Source organism: Virgibacillus dakarensis (genome assembly GCF_900155625.1).
In the GTDB taxonomy this organism is placed as follows: Bacteria; Bacillota; Bacilli; order Bacillales; family Amphibacillaceae; genus Lentibacillus_C; species Lentibacillus_C populi.
Map to the genome: position 1 here is coordinate 1,763,954 of NZ_LT732553.1, position 23,371 is coordinate 1,787,324.

General features: G+C 39.8%; 22 protein-coding genes and 2 other annotated features. Of the genes, 6 read left to right on the plus strand and 16 right to left on the minus strand.

The window, feature by feature from the left end; translation table 11 throughout:
* Positions 1-48: 48 nt before the first annotated feature.
* From CZ382_RS08910 to CZ382_RS08930, 5 genes are all read left to right on the plus strand, one after another.
* On the plus strand, positions 49-1,272 hold the full coding sequence (locus CZ382_RS08910) for an ABC transporter permease (RefSeq protein WP_088050820.1): 1,224 nt from the start codon (positions 49-51) through the stop codon (positions 1,270-1,272).
* Positions 1,269-2,393: an ABC transporter permease gene (locus CZ382_RS08915; protein ID WP_159457780.1), complete on the plus strand. Its 1,125-nt coding sequence runs from the start codon at positions 1,269-1,271 to the stop codon at positions 2,391-2,393. Before CZ382_RS08910 ends, CZ382_RS08915 begins: the two co-directional genes overlap by 4 nt.
* Positions 2,386-3,057, plus strand: a complete 672-nt coding sequence (locus tag CZ382_RS08920) for an ABC transporter ATP-binding protein (RefSeq protein WP_088050822.1) — start codon at positions 2,386-2,388, stop codon at positions 3,055-3,057. Before CZ382_RS08915 ends, CZ382_RS08920 begins: the two co-directional genes overlap by 8 nt.
* Before the next feature lie 66 nt (positions 3,058-3,123).
* The gene (locus CZ382_RS08925; protein WP_088050823.1) at positions 3,124-3,738 is read left to right on the plus strand and encodes a lytic transglycosylase domain-containing protein; all 615 of its coding nucleotides are present in this window, start codon (positions 3,124-3,126) and stop codon (positions 3,736-3,738) included.
* Positions 3,739-4,188: 450 nt separating this feature from the next.
* Positions 4,189-5,415: an IS4 family transposase gene (locus tag CZ382_RS08930; protein ID WP_088049366.1), complete on the plus strand. Its 1,227-nt coding sequence runs from the start codon at positions 4,189-4,191 to the stop codon at positions 5,413-5,415.
* Positions 5,416-5,649: 234 nt separating this feature from the next.
* Here the strand turns inward: CZ382_RS08930 and CZ382_RS08935 are convergent, their stop codons facing one another.
* On the minus strand, positions 5,650-6,735 hold the full coding sequence (locus CZ382_RS08935; protein ID WP_088050824.1) for a M42 family metallopeptidase: 1,086 nt from the start codon (positions 6,733-6,735) through the stop codon (positions 5,650-5,652).
* A 206-nt stretch (positions 6,736-6,941) separates the two neighbouring features.
* Here CZ382_RS08935 and CZ382_RS08940 point away from each other — a divergent pair, with 206 nt between their 5' ends.
* A complete protein-coding gene (locus CZ382_RS08940) occupies positions 6,942-7,334 on the plus strand; it encodes a sigma-w pathway protein ysdB (RefSeq protein WP_088050825.1) in 393 nt (130 codons plus the stop codon).
* A gap of 379 nt (positions 7,335-7,713) precedes the next feature.
* Here the strand turns inward: CZ382_RS08940 and CZ382_RS08945 are convergent, their stop codons facing one another.
* From CZ382_RS08945 to polA, 15 genes are all read right to left on the minus strand, one after another.
* Positions 7,714-8,286, minus strand: coding sequence for a TVP38/TMEM64 family protein (locus tag CZ382_RS08945; protein ID WP_088050826.1), 573 nt, complete (start codon positions 8,284-8,286; stop codon positions 7,714-7,716).
* 289 nt (positions 8,287-8,575) lie between these two features.
* Complete coding sequence (locus tag CZ382_RS08950; RefSeq protein ID WP_088050827.1) at positions 8,576-8,839, minus strand: DUF1294 domain-containing protein; 264 nt, start codon at positions 8,837-8,839, stop codon at positions 8,576-8,578.
* A gap of 275 nt (positions 8,840-9,114) precedes the next feature.
* On the minus strand, positions 9,115-9,471 hold the full coding sequence (gene rplT, locus CZ382_RS08955; protein WP_088050828.1) for a 50S ribosomal protein L20: 357 nt from the start codon (positions 9,469-9,471) through the stop codon (positions 9,115-9,117).
* Between the two features lie 127 nt (positions 9,472-9,598).
* Positions 9,599-9,796 carry a 50S ribosomal protein L35 gene (gene rpmI / locus CZ382_RS08960; RefSeq protein ID WP_088050829.1) on the minus strand — a complete coding sequence of 66 codons (198 nt, stop codon included), beginning with the start codon at positions 9,794-9,796 and terminating at the stop codon, positions 9,599-9,601.
* Positions 9,797-9,814: 18 nt separating this feature from the next.
* Positions 9,815-10,318, minus strand: a complete 504-nt coding sequence (gene infC / locus CZ382_RS08965; protein WP_106427348.1) for a translation initiation factor IF-3 — start codon at positions 10,316-10,318, stop codon at positions 9,815-9,817.
* Positions 10,319-10,383: 65 nt separating this feature from the next.
* Positions 10,384-10,509: a sequence feature (ribosomal protein L20 leader region), on the minus strand.
* Positions 10,510-10,630: 121 nt separating this feature from the next.
* Positions 10,631-12,577 (minus strand): threonine--tRNA ligase, encoded by a 1,947-nt coding sequence (thrS, locus tag CZ382_RS08970; RefSeq protein WP_088050830.1) that lies wholly within the window; start codon positions 12,575-12,577, stop codon positions 10,631-10,633.
* 72 nt (positions 12,578-12,649) lie between these two features.
* Positions 12,650-12,875, minus strand: a binding site (T-box leader).
* A 63-nt stretch (positions 12,876-12,938) separates the two neighbouring features.
* Positions 12,939-13,790, minus strand: a complete 852-nt coding sequence (gene ytxC, locus CZ382_RS08975) for a putative sporulation protein YtxC (RefSeq protein WP_088051022.1) — start codon at positions 13,788-13,790, stop codon at positions 12,939-12,941.
* Positions 13,791-13,949: 159 nt separating this feature from the next.
* Positions 13,950-14,879: a primosomal protein DnaI gene (gene dnaI / locus CZ382_RS08980; RefSeq protein ID WP_088050831.1), complete on the minus strand. Its 930-nt coding sequence runs from the start codon at positions 14,877-14,879 to the stop codon at positions 13,950-13,952.
* Positions 14,880-14,885: 6 nt separating this feature from the next.
* Complete coding sequence (locus CZ382_RS08985) at positions 14,886-16,229, minus strand: replication initiation and membrane attachment family protein (RefSeq protein ID WP_088050832.1); 1,344 nt, start codon at positions 16,227-16,229, stop codon at positions 14,886-14,888.
* Positions 16,230-16,332: 103 nt separating this feature from the next.
* The gene (gene nrdR / locus CZ382_RS08990; protein WP_088050833.1) at positions 16,333-16,794 is read right to left on the minus strand and encodes a transcriptional regulator NrdR; all 462 of its coding nucleotides are present in this window, start codon (positions 16,792-16,794) and stop codon (positions 16,333-16,335) included.
* A gap of 37 nt (positions 16,795-16,831) precedes the next feature.
* Positions 16,832-17,212: a cytosolic protein gene (locus CZ382_RS08995; RefSeq protein ID WP_088050834.1), complete on the minus strand. Its 381-nt coding sequence runs from the start codon at positions 17,210-17,212 to the stop codon at positions 16,832-16,834.
* A gap of 497 nt (positions 17,213-17,709) precedes the next feature.
* A complete protein-coding gene (locus tag CZ382_RS09000) occupies positions 17,710-18,741 on the minus strand; it encodes a glyceraldehyde-3-phosphate dehydrogenase (protein WP_088050835.1) in 1,032 nt (343 codons plus the stop codon).
* 120 nt (positions 18,742-18,861) lie between these two features.
* Entirely contained in the window at positions 18,862-19,461 is a 600-nt protein-coding gene (coaE, locus tag CZ382_RS09005; RefSeq protein WP_088050836.1) for a dephospho-CoA kinase, read from the minus strand.
* A gap of 135 nt (positions 19,462-19,596) precedes the next feature.
* A complete protein-coding gene (gene mutM, locus CZ382_RS09010) occupies positions 19,597-20,421 on the minus strand; it encodes a DNA-formamidopyrimidine glycosylase (protein WP_088050837.1) in 825 nt (274 codons plus the stop codon).
* 152 nt (positions 20,422-20,573) lie between these two features.
* Positions 20,574-23,210, minus strand: a complete 2,637-nt coding sequence (polA, locus tag CZ382_RS09015; RefSeq protein ID WP_088050838.1) for a DNA polymerase I — start codon at positions 23,208-23,210, stop codon at positions 20,574-20,576.
* Positions 23,211-23,371 lie beyond the last annotated feature (161 nt).

Consider the following 23,371-nt stretch of genomic DNA (forward strand, 5'->3'; position numbering starts at 1 on the left):
AATACGATATGATTTGGCCAATTTTCCTAGCTACAAGGAAGTGACAGCATGTCTTTTATGAAACACATCATTCTATTTATCCGAAATGATGCGAAGAAACTTTGGAGGAAGTGGCCATCACTTCCTCTTCTTTTGCTTTTTCCAATTATCATTATTGCATTAAGCGCCATACTTATGATTACATTTACAGATCAAGATGAACACGAAGCGATTCAAGTAGGATTAGTCGATTTAGATCAATCAAAAGAAACACAGCTGGTCGTGAAATTAATTGAGGAGTCATCCCAATTGGGCAGCTATATAACGATCCATGCATTACCCGAGGACAAGGCCCTTGAGCAGCTGAAGCGGAGTAAGATTAGTGGGTATATAACCTTTCCAGCAGGATTTACCAGTGATTTATATAATGGAAATTCAGTTACATTACATATTGCCGGAAATCCGGCAAAGCAAACGGAAAGCTATCTCATCAAAGAACTATTGGACAGCATTTCCCGGCATATCCGGGCAGCACAAGCAAATATTTTAACGATTAATTACTTTGCCAAGCAATTACCGATTGCAACTGATGAAAGAAATGACCTGTTATTTGACCAATTTACCAGCTTTATCTTTTATACAATTGGCAAGGACAAAATCCTGGATGAGGAAACGATAATGAACAATGCTACAAGTTCACCGATCCACTATTATACACTTGCAGCTTGGTTTATTATCGTCACCATTTGGCTGATTGCTTTCTATTCATTATTAACAAACGATGAACATCAACGGATGGAGCAGCGGATGCGGCTTTACGGTGTTATCGAGCTCCAGCAAATCCTGGCAAAAATAATAGTGTCTCTTTCCGTTACCATGTTTCTTTCTGGATTTGCCTTGGTTCTATTTCAAAAAATTACAGCTATACCACTGTATGGGGTGGACTATGGGCGGATTGCGATCATTACGTTATTATACGGGTTTAGCTTTTTGGGAGTGTTAGCCATTATCGAAACGATTTTCCGATCGCAAAAATTGCGCTTACTTATTCAATCGCTATTTACCCTGCTCCTATTGTTGATAAGTGGAGCAATTATACCAGTATTATATTTTCCGATGTATGTGCAGGCATTTTTGCCTTACAGTTTTGCCAATCAAGCATTCCATTGGCTGCAGGAGATCATTTTAAATGAACGGTTTTATGCGGACTACCTGCCACTTATCCTACTTTCTAGTGCTATATTTTTTATCTTTGCGGGTTTTTCATTGTGGAAGGAGCGTGCCCGATCGTGAAATATATTATAGAAACACGATTTCTCCATTGGAAAAGACACTGGCCAAGTCTCCTGTTCTGGCTGTTGATTCCATTGATCGCAACAATCGGGATTGCAAAAGCAGCCAATGCCGTTACCGATGATAGCAAAGTACCTGTTGGTATTGTTATGGAAGACGAATCAGATGCAGCAAGCGAATTGCGAAACGAGATCAAGTCAACACCATTCATTCGGGTCTACCAGCTTGAAGAGGATGTTGCTTTATATCGGTTAAAGAAGCATCAACTGGATAGTGTCTTTGTTATCCATGATGGCTATGAGGAAGAAATTCGTGAAGGCAGCCGTAACCGATTACTCACAAGTTATCGATCAGACCTTTCATTCGCGTATACACCGGTAAAAGAAATGATATTATCCTATATCCAGCAAGAAACTGGGCGGTCGAAAGCGGCATATACCGTTCAGGAGCTAATCGGCCACTACCAGTCAACTAAACAATGGACATGGGATGAAATCGTTGCAAAATCGAAGGAGATTCAATCGGAGCAAGATTTGCTGAAAACATCTTTTTCTTTCGGTGATACAGAAAATTCGTCACAGAATAATGACGCGCAATTGTTCCATATATGGGGGTTGTGGGCGATCTTCTCCCTTTTATCAACCCTGCTGCTGTTTGACTGGATAATTCATGAAAAACACGCCAGTGTCAACGTGCGATTTGCTTTTATGCGCTATTCGTTCAAACACTATCTCGTTTTTAATTTTATTATTTATACTGTTTTGTGCTTTATAGTGGATTTACTGAGTGTTAGTATATTTTCAATTATTTTCCAGGAGCAAATATCCATCTGGAGTCTAACAAGTTTTCGGCTAACCCTAAGCATAGCGGCTTTTTTAATGGCAAACCTGTTTAGAAGGCAATTTCTTTACTATACCACTGCATTCGCCATCGCCTTAATTATGGCGGTTGCCAGCGGGGCAATTATCCCAAATACTGGGATGATACAAAAATGGCCTTGGGTGGATATGCTTAATCCGCTTCAGCCATTTCTGTCAGGTGGAAGCGCAAACCTGGCCACATGCATCATTATGTTGTTTTCCATAATTTGGTATTTCAGGAAGGAGGAGATCCATGCTTAACATCAATTCTCTATCAAGACATTATGGCAAAAAAGAAATCTTAAAGGACATTTCATTTTCCGTAAAACCGGGTGAAATTGTTGGGCTCGTGGGGGAAAATGGCGCAGGTAAATCAACTATGCTGAAAATACTGGCAACCCTATTACATCCAACAGATGGATCCATTGCATTAAATAATCTGACATATAAAGAAAATCGGAAAAAGGTTCGCAAACTGGTCGGATTTGTCCCCCAGGATATCGCATTATGGGATGAATTCACCGTAGAGGAGAACATGGTCTTCTTTGAAAAGCTGGCATGGAAGAAAAAAAGCAAAGAAGAATTAAAACAGCTTTGCCTGGATATGAAATTGGAAATTTGGCAGGACTCGGTAAAAACCTTATCAGGGGGAATGAAACGAAAATTAAATTTGGCGATCACGCTTATCCATGACCCCCTGCTATTATTACTGGACGAGCCGACTGTTGGCATCGATTTAAAGTCGCGGAAAGAAATTGGTTCCTATTTATACAGGCGAGCAAAAAAAGAAGGCATGATGATTCTTTATACTTCGCATGATATGGATGAAATTATCAGTTTATGTGACCGTGTTTTCTGTATTGGTAATGACCCGTTTTATCAGGAGGTATTACAGGAATCCGGAAAAGAAGTATTCAAACTCTAGGAAGCTATTGCCATAACAGCCATTTACGGGTAAACTAATACTGGAGAGAGAAGGGGGAGATTTCCAATGGAGATAAAAGATTTACAAACGATGATCCAATATCAGGCAATGTCGATTTTAACGTCAACGGATAATTCATTTTCTGATAACTCCCCTATCGTTGATTTAGCATTCAAGCAAATGCTGCAGGAAAAAATAAATCAAGCAGCATCATTAAACAACGAGGGACAGCTATCCAGTAAGCCGGCTGGTCATCCCGCACCATACATGCATACGAATACAGCAAACACACGTAAAAAAATGGATGAAGGTTTTACAGCAATCATCTCCAATGCTGCGGAAAAATTTGGTATTGATCCAAGGCTTATTCATTCGGTTATCAAAGCAGAATCAAATTACAATACGAATGCTAAAAGTTATGCTGGCGCACTGGGGCTGATGCAACTGATGCCAGCAACTGCCCGTGGTCTAGGAGTGACAAATCCATATGACCCACAACAAAATATTGAAGGCGGTACAAAATACTTAAGTCAAATGCTTAACCGCTATGATGGCAATTTGGAATTAGCGATTGCTGCCTATAATGCAGGACCCGGAAATGTTGATAAATATCAAGGAATCCCGCCATTTGCCGAAACAAAAAAGTATGTACAGAAAGTGATGAATACATATTTAGCCTAGAAAAGCTTGCATGTGGCGAATCTTGCAAAACAAATAAAGAACAAAGGCGGAAGCGCCCGGTTAGCGGCGTATATGCTGGACTGAGCCGTAGGAGATAAAGGAAACATGCCCCTGCAAAAGGGGTATGCCGACGTTGGGCGCAAAGCCCGTTCTTAGTCGGCCTTCCTTCTTACCCGAACCGATGTTGACTTATCGTACGGAGGCGGGTGTTGCATACTAGCCGCTGGGCGCTGGAGCCGGACGTGGCTTATCCGGTTATTAAGTTATCCACAGCCGCAAAATTTTATAATTTCCTCACTAGCGTTGCAGGAAAATAAAATATAAAAGTCAAGAAATATATTTTATGTGAAATTTGGCAATAATGGCAATTTAACCTTTAAAAGTCATAAAAAAAGCCTTATAATTAGGGTATGGTAGTCCAGTCCAAATCCCTAACTATAAGGAGCTAACATGGACAATAATACCATAAAACATGTATTTAAGGAATACATTCATCCACTGGATACAAAAGTTATACAAAAAATGATTGACCATGCCCAAATCGATAAATATGTAAAAAAGCTTGGTGTACTCACGTTTATCAGAACTTTCATTTATGCTCAGCTGAAAGAATTAAAGAGTCTTGGGCGGATAAGCGATAATGTAAAACGCAAGAAAATGGTACAAAGACTTGTTGGCATAAAGCGTATTAGTAAATCTCAGCTTTCACGAAAGCTGGGTGAAATACCGCCTGAAATTTTTCAGGTTATCCTGCATCATCTGGTTCAAAAATTGCATCAAGAACTCGGTTCCAAGCAAGCAGATAAGGCACTTGGAAAGATACATTTAATCGATTCATCAACGATCTCGATGTGCCTTAGCCAATATGAATGGGCCGTTTTCCGAGAGACAAAAGCTGGAATAAAGCTACATACTTCCGTCAATTTTTGTGATGGTGTTTCTTATCCAAATGACGTGATTCTTACTCCTGCAAAGCCAGCAGATGTCACACAGTTAGACCCATTAATTTTGGGTAAAGATGCGCTTCACGTATTCGACCGCGGCTATTTCGACTTTGGCAAATTTGAGTATTATTGTGCAAACGGAATTCGATTTGTCACCAGAATTAAAGCAAATACGATCGTTCACGTGATAGAGGAACTACCTGTAGATCCATCCTCTGCAATCATTCGTGATGCGATGGTGAAAATCGGAAATATGAAACATCCTTTACATTTGGTAGAAACATTGGATAGTAAAGGCAACCTCATTTCGATTGTATGCAATGATGCAAAAGTGAGCGCGCAAGAAATTAGTGACCTCTACCGTACACGTTGGCAAATCGAATTGTTTTTCAAATGGATAAAGCAGCATTTGGTCTTGATAAAATTTTACGGACAAAGCGAAAATGCCGTATTCAACCAGATTTACATCGCGATGATTACATTCTGCTTAAATCTGTTAATGAAAAACAAATTAGGATATAAAGGTACATTACTGGAAATGTTCAATTGGGTAAGTGATTTTTGGTCTAAAAGTCTTTCGAGCTTCATAAAAGAACTTTTCAAAAAACCGGATCGAACATCCAACGGACGCCGAAAGATGCAGCATCAGCGAATATTTGAAGAAACCTTAGCACAATATGAATCAGGAGATGTTTTACATTTAGATGATCTAACGTACGATCCACTCGTTTAAATAACTAATGAATTCCAAAAAATGGATGAAGGACTACCTTTATAGCCCTATTATCTTTTTTTCTCTGATTCACGAAGAAGGTGAGACTGAATATTCTTTATAATTGATAAATGTAAATAAGTTACAAATCAAAATGGTTGACTAGATCTTTTATTTTTTATGCAACGCTAGTGTAATTTCCTAGACGATTAAAAAGCGGCAGCAGTATTGTAACTGCTGCCGCTTTTTACTTATTCAAGCAAAAATAATCTCATTCGCTTTATCCCGATCTAATTTTTTAACTGCTTCTACAATTAATTTTACAGCGTTTTCGAAATCATCCCGGTGTAAAATAGCTGCATGGGAATGGATATACCGGGTTGCAATCGTAATGGAAAGGGATGGCACACCACTCGCGGTCAGATGAATGGAACCCGAGTCTGTCCCGCCACCTGGTATAGTAGTGAACTGATATGGAATATGGTGTTCTTCCGCTGTATCAACAATAAAATCACGAACTCCTTTATGTGAAACCATTGATGCATCATATAAAACAATTTGCGGACCATCTCCAAGCTTGCTGTCTGCTTCCTTATCCGAAATACCTGGCATATCTCCAGCAATACCAACATCCACACCGAAACCAATATCAGGCTTGATTTTATGTGCTGCTGTACGTGCACCACGCAGGCCAACCTCTTCCTGAATCGTACCGACCCCGTATACAACATTTGGATGATCGACATCTTTTAACTGCTTAAGTACTTCAATGGCAATTGCACAACCAATCCTGTTGTCCCAGGCCTTCGCTAACAGCATTTTTTCATTTTTTAATGGGGTAAATTCAAAGTAAGGTACAATCGAATTACCTGGACGAACACCAAAATCAGTCGCCTCCTCTTTGCTCTTTGCACCAATATCAATGAACATATCTTTTATTTCCACCGGCTTTTTTCGTGCTTCGGCAGATAAAATATGTGGTGGTTTTGAACCAATGATTCCGGTAACATCGCCTTTTGCCGTCATAATGGTAACACGTTGAGCAAGCATAACTTGGCTCCACCAGCCGCCAGTAGTTTGAAAATAAACATAGCCATTGTCGTCGATTCGGGTTACCATAAAGCCAACTTCATCCAAATGACCCGCAATCATGATTTTCGGTCCGTTTTCGTCCCCCGTTTTTTTCGCAATTAGACTTCCCAGATTATCTGTGAAAACCTCATCGGCAAACGGCTTAATATACCCTTCCATCACGTCTCGCACTTCTTTTTCGTTGCCTGGAATTCCCCTGGCATCAGTTAAATCTTTTAGCATTGTTAATGTTTCATCCAACTTTGCCATATGTATGAATGCCTCCTTCTATTTATCTCACTATTATTATAACTTTTTCACAAGCATGAAGGAAAGTTTTAGCCTCTAATAACACACACTGGTAATACTCCTTTTTGTTTTACTACGATTGTACCATGAAAAAATGAAATATAGTGAAACCTAAATGAATTGTAATACGTATAAGGGAATAACAAGTTTCGGGGAGACGGTTTAACATGATTGTATTATTGTTTCGTGTGCTGATTTTCATTGCGCTTGCCTGCATTCTATATACAATATTTCAATACTTTCGGAATCCGCGGCGAAAATTACAGATTGCCAAGGAACAAATGGAATTCTTCTTACTGGATGAGGAACAAAATAGTAAGAAGAATTTACAATTTGTTTATAAAGGATGTTTATTTGAAGGAGAAAAATATTTGGGAACAACTGAGCAGTCATTTGAAGTAGTTACCATTCAAATCACTGCTCCAGAGCCACTTGATTTGCGTGGATTGACACGAGATGATTTATATTTTCTGGAAAAAGAACTATTAATTCGCTACCCGTATGCGCAAATCGAATGGAAACACCCGATTAACAAGTTGTTGATAACGCCTGTTAAGTGAAAACGCTCACCTTCATTTAAGATGAGCGTCTTTTCCGTCCAATAGAGCTTTTGTTCCACGTCCAGCTCCAGCGCCCAGCGGCTAGTGGACAACACCCGCCTCCGTACGATAAGTCGGGCCTACAGGATGTAGGTCAGTTCGGCGTTGCCACAGGACGTGGCGTTCTTAGTCGAACATCCCCTCGTTCGAGGAAGGAGGAAGGCCGACTAAAAACGGACTTTGCGTCCAACTCACGTCTACCCCTATGAAGGGGCATGTTTCCTTTATCTCCTACGTAGGAATGTTCGGTTAAAACCGCTGCTTTGCGCAGCAACACCGAACCACCCTGCTTGGCAGGGCGAGAGTCCTCTAGCCGCTAACCGGGCACTTCCGCTTTTGTTCATGTACTTGCCTGGAAAAAGTCCTGCCATTTAATAATAATTTCTTTTCTCCTAAGCAGATAGATAAGCGGCAATAATGCGATTAAAAACATGGAGATATAGATAGGGGACAAGCTTGCAATCCATTGACCGATGGACGTGTAGACAAACGCCAATGGAATGTTTGAGAATAATGATGACTTCGCATAATCTTTAAAACCTGCAGTTATTTGGATTAAACATAACGATAACAGATGAAAATGAATAAATGGCACAAGTCTTAATACGGCGATTTGTGAGGTCGTAAAATCGGTTTGTTTCCCAATAATCTTCTGCTTCATGCTGACAAGTCGGTTGTACGTTTTTGGCATCCAGCGAATAATTCCATAAAACAGTACACTGGATAATGTAATACCAATAAGGGAATACAAGGTACCAGCCACTGTCCCAAATAAAATACCTCCGGATACACAAATAAATACAACAGGAAGAAAGAATAATGGGCGTAATAAATGAAAGCTAATAAATAAAATTGGTGCAAATAATCCACCTGTTTCGATAATCGTCATGAGATAATTACCAAACAGTTCCATGATATTCCTCCTTCTTAGCTAGTGTCTGTGGGCAAACTCTTTCCATTGTAAAGAAAGTATATAATTTATAGTTATATGAAGTCTTTACCAGAAAATGCCACGTCCGGCTCCAGCGCCCAGAGGCTAGTGTGCTTCCTTCACCTCCGTACGATAAGTCAACATCGGTTCGCTTCCAGCTCACCGTGTTTCCTTTATCTCCTACGGTTCAATCCAGCACATACGCCTCTAAACGGGCGCTTCCGCCTTTGTTCATAACGATTAGTACATGTATATGACAAGAGACGAGCCTTTATGACACTGTAAGAAAGATAAATAGTACTGCCTGAAGGGACAAAATCAATGGCATACCTATTTGAAACTTCCGGTGTTTTGTTTTGTGATGAAACGTCTTCATTCCGGCATATGAACCGAGAGCTCCACCAATAATCGCGGTAATCCACAATGTTTTTTCAGAAATCCGCCATTTATGCTTTATCGCCCTTTGCTTATCCGTTCCCATCAGTACAAACCCGATTACATTTATTAGGGTTAAATACAAAATAGATATATGCATTGCATTTCCTCCAGTACGTAATAAGAAAAGCGCAAGCGCCCGTTTAGCAACGTACAAACTGGAGCACTCCGCAATGAGATAAAGGAAACACGGTGAGCTGGAAGCGAACCGATGTTGACTTATCGTAGTGAAGGAGTGTGAAGTTTGCTAGTTGCTGGGCGCTGGAGCTGGACATGGCCTTTCTTGATCGTGAATTAATATCGCTAAAATTATATACTTTCTTTACTTTAAATAAATGACCAAACCCGTTTTGGATTTGGCCATCATTTTCCAATCTATTTTAATGCTGCTTTTGCTTTATCAGCAAGTTGTGTAAATGCTTGTTCATCATTGATAGCAAGATCTGACAGCATTTTACGGTTTACTTCAATACCAGCTACTTTTAGACCATGCATTAGTTTGCTGTATGAAATGTCATTCATACGTGCTGCAGCATTAATACGTGCAATCCAAAGCTTGCGGAATTCACGTTTCTTTTGTCTGCGGTCACGATATGCATATTGACCTGATTTGATTACTTGCTGTTTTGCTGTTTTAAATAACGTTCTTTTTGAACCATAATAACCTTTAGCTAATTTTAATACGCGTTTACGACGTTTGCGCGTAACCGTTCCACCTTTTACACGTGGCATAATAATTCCCTCCTAATACAAGTACCTGTATCTCAAATAGTTTAATTGCACGCTTTTCACAAGCTAAGAAAATATACAACTTTAGGCTGTGTTCTGCTCTCGGCAGAGTAGGCCACGTCCGGCTCCCTTATTTATACGGAAGCATTGATTTAATCCGCTTATAGTCTCCAGAGGATACAAGTGCAGATTTACGTAATTTGCGTTTTTGTTTTTGTGATTTATGGGCAAACATATGACTTGTATATGCATGTGAACGTTTCAGTTTTCCAGAACCTGTTCGTTTAAAGCGTTTTTGTGAACCTTTGTGGGTTTTCATTTTAGGCATGTAAATTTCCTCCCAGAATTATTTATCGTTAATTGGAGCAAGCATGATAAACATGTTACGGCCTTCCATTTTAGCCTTGGATTCCACTGTTGAAATATCTTTCACCTCTTCAGCTAAACGATCTAAAACCTCTTGGCCAAGCTCCTTGTGCGTAATGGCACGACCGCGAAAGCGAACCGAAGCCTTTACTTTGTCGCCTTTTTCAAGGAATTTACGAGCATTTTTTAATTTGGTATTAAAATCATGATCACCGATTCCTGGTGTAAAGCGAACTTCTTTTACGTTAATAATTTTTTGTTTTTTACGTGCTTCTTTGTCTTTCTTCTGTTGTTCATAGCGGTATTTCCCGTAATCCATGATTCGGCACACTGGTGGTTTCGCATTTGGAGCAACCAGAACTAAATCCAAATTCCGTTTTGCAGCAATATCCAATGCTTCATTACGTGATTTCACTCCAAGTTGATCACCATTCGAATCAATTAATCGCACTTCTCGAGCACGAATTTTCTCATTAACGTTCATATCTTTGCTAATAGCCAGCCACCTCCAAAATTTTTTAACTATAATCGTTGACAAGTTGATTCATTTACATAAAAAATGTGTCGGTACACAGATGCACCCACACGTTCCCAATAGTCTATTTGAAAATTATCGGACCAGTCAACAGCATAAAGCGTCGAACAGGTGAGAAGCGGGTGCTTCTACTTGTCTATCGATCATTAAGTTTTGATTCAGCTTTTATAGAATAACATCGAATAATGTATATGTCAATACATAGCTTCCCCCTTCCAAGTAAATACGCTAACCTATTCACTTGGAAAGAGGGTATCATTATTATTTCCGCAATTTCTTCTCGGTAATTTCTTCCGTTATCATTTGTTCAAACGCTTCATAAGACATCGTCTCGGACTGTTTTTCCCCATATCTCCTTACATTAACAGCGTCATCATTCATTTCCTTATCACCTAATACTAAGGAAAATGGAATCTTTTGTGTTTGGGCTTCACGGATTTTGTAGCCAATCTTCTCATCGCGCTCGTCTACTTCAACCCGGACACCGCTAAGTCTCAGCTTATCCGCAACCCTTTTCGCATAGTCCAAATGTGCCTGTGGAGAAACTGGAATAACTTTTGCCTGTACTGGTGCCAGCCATGTTGGAAAGGCACCTTTGTATTCCTCAAGAAGAAAGGCAACAAATCGTTCCATTGTGGAAACGACACCACGATGGATGACAACTGGGCGATGTTCTTTTCCATCCTCACCAATATAGGTCAAGTCAAAGCGTTCCGGTAGCTGATAATCAATCTGAACAGTCGACAATGTTTCGTCTTTACCAATGGCTGTTTTTACCTGTACGTCAAGCTTTGGACCATAAAAAGCTGCCTCTCCAATTGCTTCCACATAGTCGACGCCCATCTCCTCCATCGTTTCCTTCAGCATGGATTGGGCTTTTTCCCACATCTCATCATTATCGATATACTTTTCTTTATCTTCCGGATCACGGTATGAGAGGCGGAAGTAATAGTCTTCAATACCGAAATCTTGATACACTTTTTGAACAAGTTCAACTACACGAATAAATTCGTCCTTTAACTGATCTGGACGGGCAAAGATATGGGCATCATTCAGCGTCATTGCCCGCACACGTTGCAGACCTGCCAAAGCCCCGGACATTTCATACCGATGCATTGTACCAAGCTCCGCAATCCTGACTGGCAAATTCCGATAGCTATACAACTGATTTTTATATACCATCATATGGTGCGGGCAGTTCATTGGACGGAGAACCAAATCTTCGTTGTCCATTTCCATTACCGGAAACATGTCGTCATCATAATGATCCAGATGTCCACTCGTTTTATATAAATCGATACTGCCCAATACCGGTGTATATACATGGTTATAGCCCAACCGCTCTTCCAAATCAACGATATAACGCTCAATTTGGCGGCGAATCGTCGCGCCTTTTGGCAGCCATAACGGCAGTCCTTGACCAACCTTTTGGGAAACGGTAAAAATCCCTAATTCTTTTCCAAGTTTACGATGATCGCGTTCTTTTCGCTCTTCCAATATCCGCAAATAGTCGTCCACCTGGCTTTGTTTTTCAAAAGCAGTTCCATAAATCCGCTGCAGTTGCTGATTATTGCTGTCTCCACGCCAATACGCTCCCGAGATAGTCAATAATTTAAATGCCTTGATTTTGCTTGTCGATGGAACATGTACACCCCGGCAAAGATCAAAAAACTCTCCTTGCTTGTAGATCGTTACCTGTTCATCTTCCGGAATGGCATCAATCAATTCGAGCTTCAGCTCATCACCAATTCCCCGGAACATATCCTTCGCTTCTTGACGGGTAACCTCGATTCGCTCAATTTCCAGGTTCTCATCGACAATCTTGCGCATTTCTTTTTCAATTTTTGGCAGGTCTTCTGGGGTAATCGTATGCTCCATGTCCATGTCGTAATAAAACCCTTCTTCGATGACCGGGCCAACACCAAATTGAACCTTTCCGTACAAACGTTTAATCGCCTGTGCCATTAAGTGCGCTGCGGAATGCCGTTCAATGTCAATGCCTTCTTTGTTTTTATACGTAATAATTTCAATTGCCCCACCATGAGGTAATTCTCGCTTTAAATCGTACAGCTTGCCATCAAGCTTAATGGCAAGTGCCTGCTTTTTTAATCCGGGGGAAATAGTTGCTGCTATATCCTCTCCAGTTGTCCCAAAAGGAAATCCTTTTTCAGCACCGTCAGGGAAAATAATTGCAATGTCTGCTGCCATGATTATCGCTCCTTATCATTTATTAAAACCATTTTTAAAAAAATTAAAAACACCCACCCCTCTGCATCTATGCAAAGGGACGAGCGCTTAACACGTGGTTCCACCCTAATTCCCGTAAATCATTATTACGGCTCATCATCTTTAACGCAGATGGTACGCTACTGTCTACTGGATCTGTTCGACAGCAGAGTTCAAAGGTGGTAATCATCCGGTTGTATATTGGAAGCTTTCAGCCAGCGGGCTTCCATCTCTTGTTTATACAATAGGCAAATGATCTTGTCCTTATCCTTACTTATTATCCTAATAAATAATAATATAAGTCGTATTATAGCCTCTCACGATATGAAAATCAAGCCTTTTCTCATTGATTTTTCAAATAATAAGCAAATGGAAAATTTTTATAGGCTTCGAACTCCACTTTTTCCTCGAAAACATTAATCACGGTTAACGTTTTCGGTTCTGACGGATGGTCACCATAAATTTTTATTTTCTTCGGTGCCATCGCGACTAAAGGTGCCAAATTTAATTCATCTTTATCCAGTCCGACAATATATAACGGTTCTTTCTGCATCAGCATCCGTAATTCCATTTTTGAAAACGGCTTGCCATTTTCTTTAAAAAATGAAAATGTACTTCCTTGCAATACATGAATCAGATTATAGGTTGGTTCTTTTTTTGCAATGTATTCACGCAACATGTTTACAAATGCCTGATGATCCTCTTCCCGTTTAAATTCGTCGATTGCCAGTCCAACGTAATGGATTAATTGATCTTTAAAAACCTTCAGGCGAAACTTAACGATTGAATCATAATGGATCGTTGTTGTGTTTTTAATATTAGCAATGAACAAGGACTGCAATAATTGATTGGGATCCTTGTTTTTTCTTACTTGGAGGCTGTCATCATCCTCACCAGAAAAAATCCAATGCGTTAAATCCAGGATGCGTTCCATCTCATCCGTATTCGTATAGTAATAGTATTCTTCCATAATATGTTTGATCATATTGGTTAATCGATGATTGATAAACACATCGGTCATCGCCTTTGCAATTGAATCCATCGTCTTGTTGCCTGGCAGTTGGTATTGCAGTTGTAGTAGATTCCCCCAATCCTCATCTGTTTTCCAATGCAATTCAATTTGCTTGTTATAACGAAATAAATACTCACAAAAACTGATCACTTCTTTGTCAGAACTAAAATAAACTTCCAGCAACAAATATCACCCTCATCCAGAACCAAACTGTTACATTATATGGACAAAAGGGTGAAAAAATGTATGATCCGGATAAACTACCAACAATAGTAAAACCGACACTTCCGAAAGTTTAAAAAGAAGCTAACAGAATAGCACTAATCCTGTTAGCTTCCTTATTTAGTTGCGTCGGTTCTCCCCATACATGAGAAACTCTTTACTTACTTGTTTAATTCGCTCAATAATTCTGCCGGCTTTTACTTTTTCAACGCCACCGCGATTTGATATAGCTAACTGCTCCTCCAATTGCTCCAAACTATAATTGGAAGTAAAAAAGACAGGCAATCGTTCCATCATGCGGTACTGCAAAATTGATCCGAGGATTTCATCACGGAACCAGGCAGACTGTGTTTCTGCACCAATATCATCCAACATCAGAACTTCTGTTTTCTTAAAATAATCTATTTTCCTGTTGATAGAATCATCCTTGATTGACCCTTTCATTTCACGGACAAATTCCGGCATATAAATAAGCATGGATGAAATGTGCAATTTCTTTAGTTCATTGGCGATCGCCCCAAGAAGATAGGTTTTCCCAACACCAAAGGGGCCGGAAAAATAAAACCCTTTCGCTGGTAATTCGGTTTGTGCCTGTTTTAAAAAAAGCATCAATTCCCGGACAATTTGCCTTCTCGTATCATCTATATCCAAACTGTCCAGATTCGCATGTAATATATCCTTGGGCATGTACAGGCTGTTAATCAAATTTTCCTGTTCTTTCTGTTTTTCATATGCTACACGACTATGGCATTTTTCATATGTTAAATGTAATTCATTATTATCTGCTTTTAATATTGGAGAATATCCTTGAATCATATTGATGCACTTGCCAAATGAGGCGCATTTTTCGCATTGCTTTGATTGGGTTGTATACTCGTATAACTTTATCAGATTCTTATCGATTTCGTTTTCTGTTAATTGCGGATGCAAGGCAAGAAATTCAGCTATCTCGGGATCGTGAAGAACCTGCTGTTTGATAGACAGGTAATTTTCCTTGAAATTCTTATTATCCTGCATCCATTTTTTTAATGTCGATTTGATTGGTTCCATCAAAAATCATCCTTGCAAATGATTATTTTTACTTGTAAATTCACGTAAAAGTGCTTCAAATTCCGCTTTTTCCTCTTCTGTTTCTGTGTGATTTATTGTTGTTGCCGGTTGTGCCGGCTTCTTTTTCCGATCTTTAAACCAATCAGGTACTACTTCATTGGCAGCAGGCTTCCGGTAATTTTGTTTTTTTACATATCCTGCTTGCGACTTCGCTTTCTCTTTTTTGGCAAATTCCATCGCTTCTTTTGCCGTTTGTAAATTGGCTCGTGACCAATGACTGGCGATTTTCTCTAAATAAGCTTTAGACAGTTTCATATTCGATTGCAGCAATACATAATGAATCAGTACATTCATAACCGGAGATGGCAGCCCTTGTGTTGTCATAACATCCCGGATGATTTTCATATCCTGTTCAGACGCATGGTTTCCACTTGACAGATCCTCCAGCAGTTGTTTTGGCGAAATTGTTTCCAGTTCATAAATCAACTGCTCTTCTTTCGTAGCTGGTTTTGTTTTCACTTGAGTTTTACCCTGCTTGGCTATTATATCAGTTAACTTAATGACTGACTGCTGGTGAGTGGACTTGAATAGATCATGGCAGGCTACTTTAAATTCATCTGTATCCAGCTTGTTTTCCGCAGTAAGTGCCCACATTACCGCTTTTTCGATTTCATGTTCCGCTAAATCATATAAGACCATCATTTGTGAAATTAATTTACGGTTGTCGGCGGTTAAAATATATTTTTCTGGGATCATTCGTTGTTTTAGCATTTGTTTCATCCAGGTAAAATCAATCTGTACATTACTTTCCTCATGTGATGCTTTAACAGGATCAGATGGTTCCATTTGCGGTTGAAATGTTTGGAAAACATCATGGAATGCAGCAGTTACGTTGTTCCCGCCATGCAGCCGAGGTTTAGTTACGTAATGATTCTTTAAAACAGTAAACTTCTCATCGCCTACATGATGGTACAATAACTGTGTAAGCATCGCATCCTCAAAAAAATCTCCAGGGGCAAATGGTTCCAATAATTCGTACGTATAATAATCGTTTTTATCTGTCTGATGTTTGTATGTATTCAACAGACCGATTCCTTCCAGCTTAAGTCTTGCCCGGTAAATATCATCCAGGGGCAAATTCAAATAGTTCATTAACGTATGATGGGTCTGTGGTTCATTAGCTTGCTGCAATTCAATTTCATGCAATAGCGTCTGGTATAACATAACAGCAGTTATCCCGATTAACGGCTGGTACAAATGAGTTAATGACCGCATATACCCTTCTGGCAGATTACCCTTCTGCACGACCATATACCCCTCTACAGGCAAAAGCTTTCCTATAAAATTCATTCGTTTCACCTCAAATTACGCATGAAAACACTATAAGAGGGTGTTCAAAACGTCACCAAATGATAAGCACGACTTTTTGAACACGCACTATAAGTTCCTGTTATTATTTCTTATCTGTATTGATTAGCTCCTTTAACTCGTCCAGGAAAACACTAATATCCTTAAATTGGCGGTAAACTGATGCAAATCGGACATAGGCAACCTCATCGACATCTGATAGTCGATCCATCACCATTTCACCGATTTCGTTACTAGGGATTTCCGAGACGCCGCCATTACGCAGTTCTTTTTCAACATCCGCAGCAATTCCTTCGATTTTCTCCAGTGGCACCGGTCGCTTCTCACATGCCTTTATTAAACCGCGAATCAGTTTTTCTCTGCTGAATTCCTGTCTCGCTCCATCTTTTTTTACAACGATTAGTGGAACCTCTTCAATCCGTTCAAATGTAGTAAACCTGAACCCGCATTGTTCACATTCCCTGCGCCGGCGGATCGTGCGTCCTTCCTCAATTGGTCTTGAATCCAGAACCTTCGTATTTTTACTTGGACAATTTGAACACCGCATGTATTCAACTCCGTTCATTTTGATTAGTATGTTTGGCCTAATCAATTAATGGAAATGTTTTGTTGAATTCGTTATACAAGCGCTGAATTAACTTCGTGCTGTATCCAAAGTCAAATGGCAATAATGACTCTGTTGTTACCGAAAAATCAATCGCCGTTTGATAAGGTCTTACCATGATAATCGTTACGATTATAAATGCTTTTCTTCCCTTTTTTACATAAGCACTTATTTCTCCGTGTTCTTTGGAAACCGAATTCACCTGATAAGCACCAGATTTACTGAAGTACTCCTCAACCATCTGCAATCCTTTATCCTTTGTTGTTTTATAATAATGGGTTTGTAATGTTGTATCATGATGATTTTCGCTTGTTTCCGCATGATTGTTAAAATACTTTACGATTATATTTTTTAATGACATCCATTTCCCCACCCGAAAAATCATTTATGTATTAAATACGCAAAAATATTATATCTTTCATTTTAACATGTTTTTAGTAATTCCACTAATGCTACAAACAAATTTAATTCATGGCCGGCTCTTCTGAAAATCAACACAAAAACTGATCATACATCTATCATGATCAGTTTTAGTGGGGGAAAGTATTAGAGAATGTGAATAAAGGTGCAAGCGCCTTTGTTCTACGTATGTAAAGAAAGTATAGAATTTGAGGCGCTATTATGCGTGCAGCAGAGCAGGCCACGTCCGGCTCCAGCACCCAGCGACTAGTAAACTTCCTTCACCTCCGTACGATAAGTCAACATCGGCTCGGGTAGGAAGGAAGGCCGACTAAAAGCGGGCTTTGCGCCCAACGTCGGCATACCCCTTTTGCAGGGGCATGTTTCCTTTATCTCCTGCGGTTCAGTCCAGTTAATACGTCGCTAACCGGGCGCTTGCGCCTTTGTGCACAAATACCATCAGGATATTTTCATTTGCTTTTGATGCATGTAGCTTCCGGCGTATTTTGCCAGATCCACTACCCGATGTGAATAACCCCATTCATTATCATACCAGGCTAATACTTTTACCTTATTATCATCCATCACCATCGTTGAAAGTCCGTCAATAATGGCAGAATAATCTGTTGTCGTATAATCAACCGAAACAAGTGGTTCTCTGCTGTATTTAATAATTCCGGCAAGCTCCTGATCTGCTGCATTTATAAATACACTATTGACTTTATCTACTGTAACCGCTTGCTGCAAATCGACCACTAAATCTACCAAAGAGACGTCTGGTGTTGGGACCCTTAATGCCATCCCATGCAATTTTCCGTTTAAATGTGGCAGCACCTCACCCAGAGCTTTCGCTGCACCTGTCGAAGTTGGAATAATTGACTGTGTGCAGCCCCTGGCTCTGCGTAAATCTTTATGCGGATTGTCAATATTCTTCTGATCATTTGTAAAGGCGTGAACGGTTGTCATTAGACCATTTTGTATGCCAAACTGATCGTCCAGTACTTTTACAACCGGTGCTAAACAATTTGTTGTACAGGAGGCATTCGAAATAACATGATCTCTATCAGGGTCATAGGTGTCGTGGTTTACCCCCATGACAATCGTTTTATCGACTTGTTTGCCCGGTGCAGTGATGACGACTTTTCTAGCCCCTGCCAAAAGATGCAATCCTGCTCCTTCTTTTGAGTTAAACTTGCCAGTTGCTTCAATAACAATATCAATGTTCAATTCATGCCATGGAAGCTTTTCCGGTTCACGGGAATTGACCAGCAATACCTTTTTCCCATCTACTTCAAGCTTGTCATGAAACGCTTTCACTTCCCCGTCAAAAATTCCATGAACACTATCATATTTAATTAAATGCGCAAGTGTTTCTGGAGGATAATTTGCATTGATCGCAACAACATCTAATTGTTCATCCTTAATCGCCTGACGGAATACCATCCGTCCAATACGACCAAATCCGTTAATAGCAATTCGGGTTTTGTCCATTTGTAGTCCTCCCAATATGTTATACTCATTAACTTAATTGTTGTAAATAGTATAACACATTTATGCAGAAATGTGATTATTTATTACATAAAAAAACCTTTGGGCGAGTACCCAAGGCTATTATATCGCATTCCATTCTTTAAGTATTTTCTCCAATTGCGCATACGACTGATATTTTGTCCCATTGTTATTAATAACGGCATCAGCCATTGCTGCCTTCTTCTTAACTGGAATCTGGGCTGCGATCCGCTGTTTTGCTTCTTCCTCTGAATAATTATCTCGTTTCATGAGCCGTTCCAATTGTACCTCTTCATCAACAAATACAACCAGTGTCTTATCCACAAAATGAGTTAGTTTACTTTCAAAAAGCAACGGTATATCCAATACAACACAGGTAGCTCCTGCTTCTTGTAATGCATCCCTTTGCTTAAGCATTTTTTCCCGAACAGCCGGATGGACAATCCCGTTTAATTGATCCCGCTTCGCTTCATCAGCAAAAATAATGGTTCCCAATTTTTTGCGGTCAATTGTTTGGTTATCCCGTAAGACATCCTGACCGAATGCTTCAATTATTTTTTCATACGCCTTCTCCCCTGGACGTACAACCTCACGTGCCAGCTTGTCTGCATCAACTACCGGGATCTGATAATCATCAAACATTAAGGAAACGGTACTCTTTCCACTTGCAATGCTCCCGGTCAGACCAATGATTAATGCCATATTAGCAGCATCTCCTTTCATAGGGCTGTTCCATTAGCCACTAAATGATAAAGTGAAACTTCATTCAGTAGAGGGTATTACAGCCCGTTAATGCGTGATAACTCAGGCGCCTGCTTATTTTCAATTTGATAAATTCTATTTCTGGCAAGAGACACAAAGGTGTGTACCTCTTCCGCCGACTTTCATTTTCACAATCGGTTTGCCGCAATTTTTACATGCCTTGTTTTCCTGTCCGTAAACAAACAGTTCTTGCTGAAACATCCCCATTTCCCCTTGTCCGTTTACATAAGAGCGGATAGTTGTTCCACCTTGGGCAACGGCTTCTTTTAATGTCGTAATCGACGCCTTTTGAATCGCTTTAATCTCTTTTTTCGTTAGTTTACTGGCTTTCTTTAGCGGATGGACACCCGACTTAAATAACGTTTCATCAACATATATATTACCCAAACCGGCAACGATTGTCTGATCAAGCAATGCAGCCTTTATACTGCGCTCCGTTTTCTTTAATTTTTTATAAAAATAATCAAATGTAAAGCTTTTATCAAATGGATCAGGGCCTAGTTGATCAAGTGGCTTCTGTTCAAATTCTTCTCCTTTTTTAAACACATGCATCGTCCCAAATTTGCGAACATCATTGTAGCGCAGTTCTTCCCCATCAGAAAAAGTAAAGATGACATGTGTATGTTTTTTGCGGGGCTCCGAGTGATGGTGTACACTGTATTTCCCTTCCATCCGCAAATGAGAAACAAGTACATATTCGTCAAGCTGGAATAATAAAAATTTCCCTTTCCGTGTTATATCATGAATCGTTTGACCAGCTAAAATATGTTTAAACTGTTCGACATCATCTGGCAGTTTAATAATATTTGGCCAAAAAACATCGATATGCTCAATTGTTTTTTCCATTACAAAACGTTTTAAGGTATTTTTTACGGTTTCTACTTCTGGTAATTCTGGCATTTTTTCTTTTCTCCTTACAGATAGGGGCACTTCTGTTTTTGATCAGCTAGCTCCGGCACCTGAAGGACAGCATCAGCATCCATATATCAGGTACATCGGAACTAGCCGTGTTGCACGGGTACAGTCCATCTACCGCTTCCAGGTTTTTGATCTTATTTTGCATCAAACCAGCTTTTTCCATATTGATACTCCACCCTGAGTGGTACGTCAAGCTCGACAGTGTGCTCCATTGTGGCTGGTACAATTTCCTTCAGCTTTTCCACTTCTTCTTTTGGCGCTTCAAGTATAAGTTCATCGTGTACTTGCAGCAGCATTCTTGCCTCCAGATTTTCATCGATTAATGTTTGATGAAGATCGATCATTGCCTTTTTAATAATATCCGCTGCACTTCCCTGAATTGGTGTATTCATAGCCGTTCGTTCGGCAAAGCTTCGTTTATTAAAATTTCTGCTTGTAATATCGGGCAAATACCTCCGGCGATTCATCAACGTTGTTACAAAGCCCTTATGTTTTGCATCCTGAACAATTTCCTCCATGTAATTTTTTACACCCGGGTAGCTTTCCAAATAACGGTCGATAAATTGCTGTGCTTCTTTTCGAGTGATCCCCAGGCTTTGCGAAAGTCCATAGTCACTTATGCCATAAACAATGCCAAAGTTAACAGCTTTCGCATGCCGCCGCATATTTGCGGTAATAACATCCTTTCCAGTATGAAATACTTCCATTGCCGTTTGCGTATGGATGTCCGTGTCATGCTGAAATGCATCGATCAATTTATCGTCCTTCGCAATATGGGCCAGGACGCGCAGTTCGATTTGCGAATAATCAGCAGCAAACATAATCCAATCTTCTTTCGCTGGCACAAAAGCCTGACGAATTTTTCTTCCTTCTTCCAAGCGAATCGGGATATTTTGCAGATTTGGATCAATCGAGCTTAACCGGCCTGTTTGCGTAAGAGCCTGATTAAACCGTGTATGAATTTTATGAGTGTCCTGATCGACTACCTTTAATAGCCCTTCCACATAGGTGGATTGCAGCTTGCCTAATTGCCGGTATAACAGTAGTTTGGGTATGATTTCGTGTTCATCGCGAAGCTGTTCCAAAACATCTGCTGCAGTGGAGTAACCTGTCTTGGTTTTCTTAATGACAGGCAGTCCTAGCTTCTCGAACAGAACCGGGCCCAATTGTTTTGGTGAATTTAAATTAAACGTTTCACCGGCCAGTGTGTACACTTCATTCTCAATTTCAGCTAACCGTTGTTTTAACTCGGCCCCCATATCCTCCAAGCGTCTGATATCGACCTGGACCCCGGTATGCTCCATTTCGCCAAGAATAAGCGCAAGCGGCATTTCCAGTTCTTTCAGTAATTCGTATTGCTCGTTTTGCTTTAGTTCGTCTTCCATCTTTTCTTTCACTTGAAATAATAGACTCGTTTTACGAACAACATGGTTTGCTACTTTCTCTTGTTCGGGTACTTTTATTTTTGCACCTTTTCCATATACTTCTTCATCAAATAAAATAGCTGTATGTCCCATTCGATGTCCAATTGCCGGTATATCGTGATGATTTTCGGCAGGATTAAGCAAATAGGAAGCAAGGAGCATATCAAATACGATCCCGTTTACCTTTATATCATGGTTCAATAAAGCAACTAATGTTTTCTTTGCATCAAACACATACTTTTTCTTCAAGCTGTCCTCTGCCCATTCTTTAAAAATTTCCGATTGGACAGCGATATCGGTCGGAATAAAATAGTTATTTTCTTCGTTAACGATGCCAATTCCCTCAATTGGTGCCTGATGATAGTTATCACTGAGCATCTCTACAACAATTGCCTCATTTCCCGTAAACATGTCCGGGTTTATTTCGTTGACTATTGAATAATCAATCGCCGAAAGCTCTGCCGTTTCTGCCGCTTCATCTGATTCACCGGCCAGTTTATTTAATAAGGATTGGAATCCAAGATCCTTAAAAATGGCACTTACCTTACTCTGTTCATAACCATCATACGTAATATCATGAACCGTGACTTCAATTGGTGAATCACAATTTATCGTAACAAGCTCTTTACTCATAAAGGCGTCTTTTTTATGGTTTGCTAGATTTTCCTTTAGCTTTTTTCCACTGATCTCATCGATATGCGCATATACTTCTTCTATTGTCTTATATTGCTTGATTAATTTTGTTGCAGTTTTTTGCCCTACACCAGGGACACCTGGAACATTATCGGAACTGTCGCCCATTAGCGCCTTTAAATCAATAATCTGTTCCGGATTGATTTCCATTTTTTCCATCATAAAAGCTGGGGTATAGGAGTCCACATCACTAATCCCCTTCTTCGTCAAATTTACGGTAACGTTATCGGAAACAAGCTGTAACAAATCCTTATCTCCAGAAATAACAGTAACATCCCAATTTTCCTCATTGCCTTTTTTCGATAATGTACCAATAATATCATCCGCTTCATATTGGTCAAGCTGGTAATGGGGAATATGAAATGCATCAAGCAATTCTTTTAAAACAGGAAACTGTTCAGACAGCTCGGGCGGGGTCTTTTGCCTGCCGCCTTTATACTCCTGATAGGTCTGATGGCGAAAAGTAGTTTTCCCTGCATCAAACGCCACCAGCATATGGGTAGGTTTTTCATCTTCTAAAATTTTTAATAACATCGTTGTAAATCCATATACTGCGTTTGTATATACACCTTTATCATTATTTAGTAATGGTAAAGCAAAGAAAGCACGATAAATAATACTGTTACCATCAATTAATACTAGTTTTTTGGACACGGATAATGCCTCCCTTATTTTTATTTACTATTGTTCGATTACAAGCGCTACTATAATTTATTCACACGGTACGGACGGATACACTTTTACAAATTAATATAATCGGTAACTATACAATGAAGATAATAATGATTCCTAACCCATCCATTACAATAATGGAA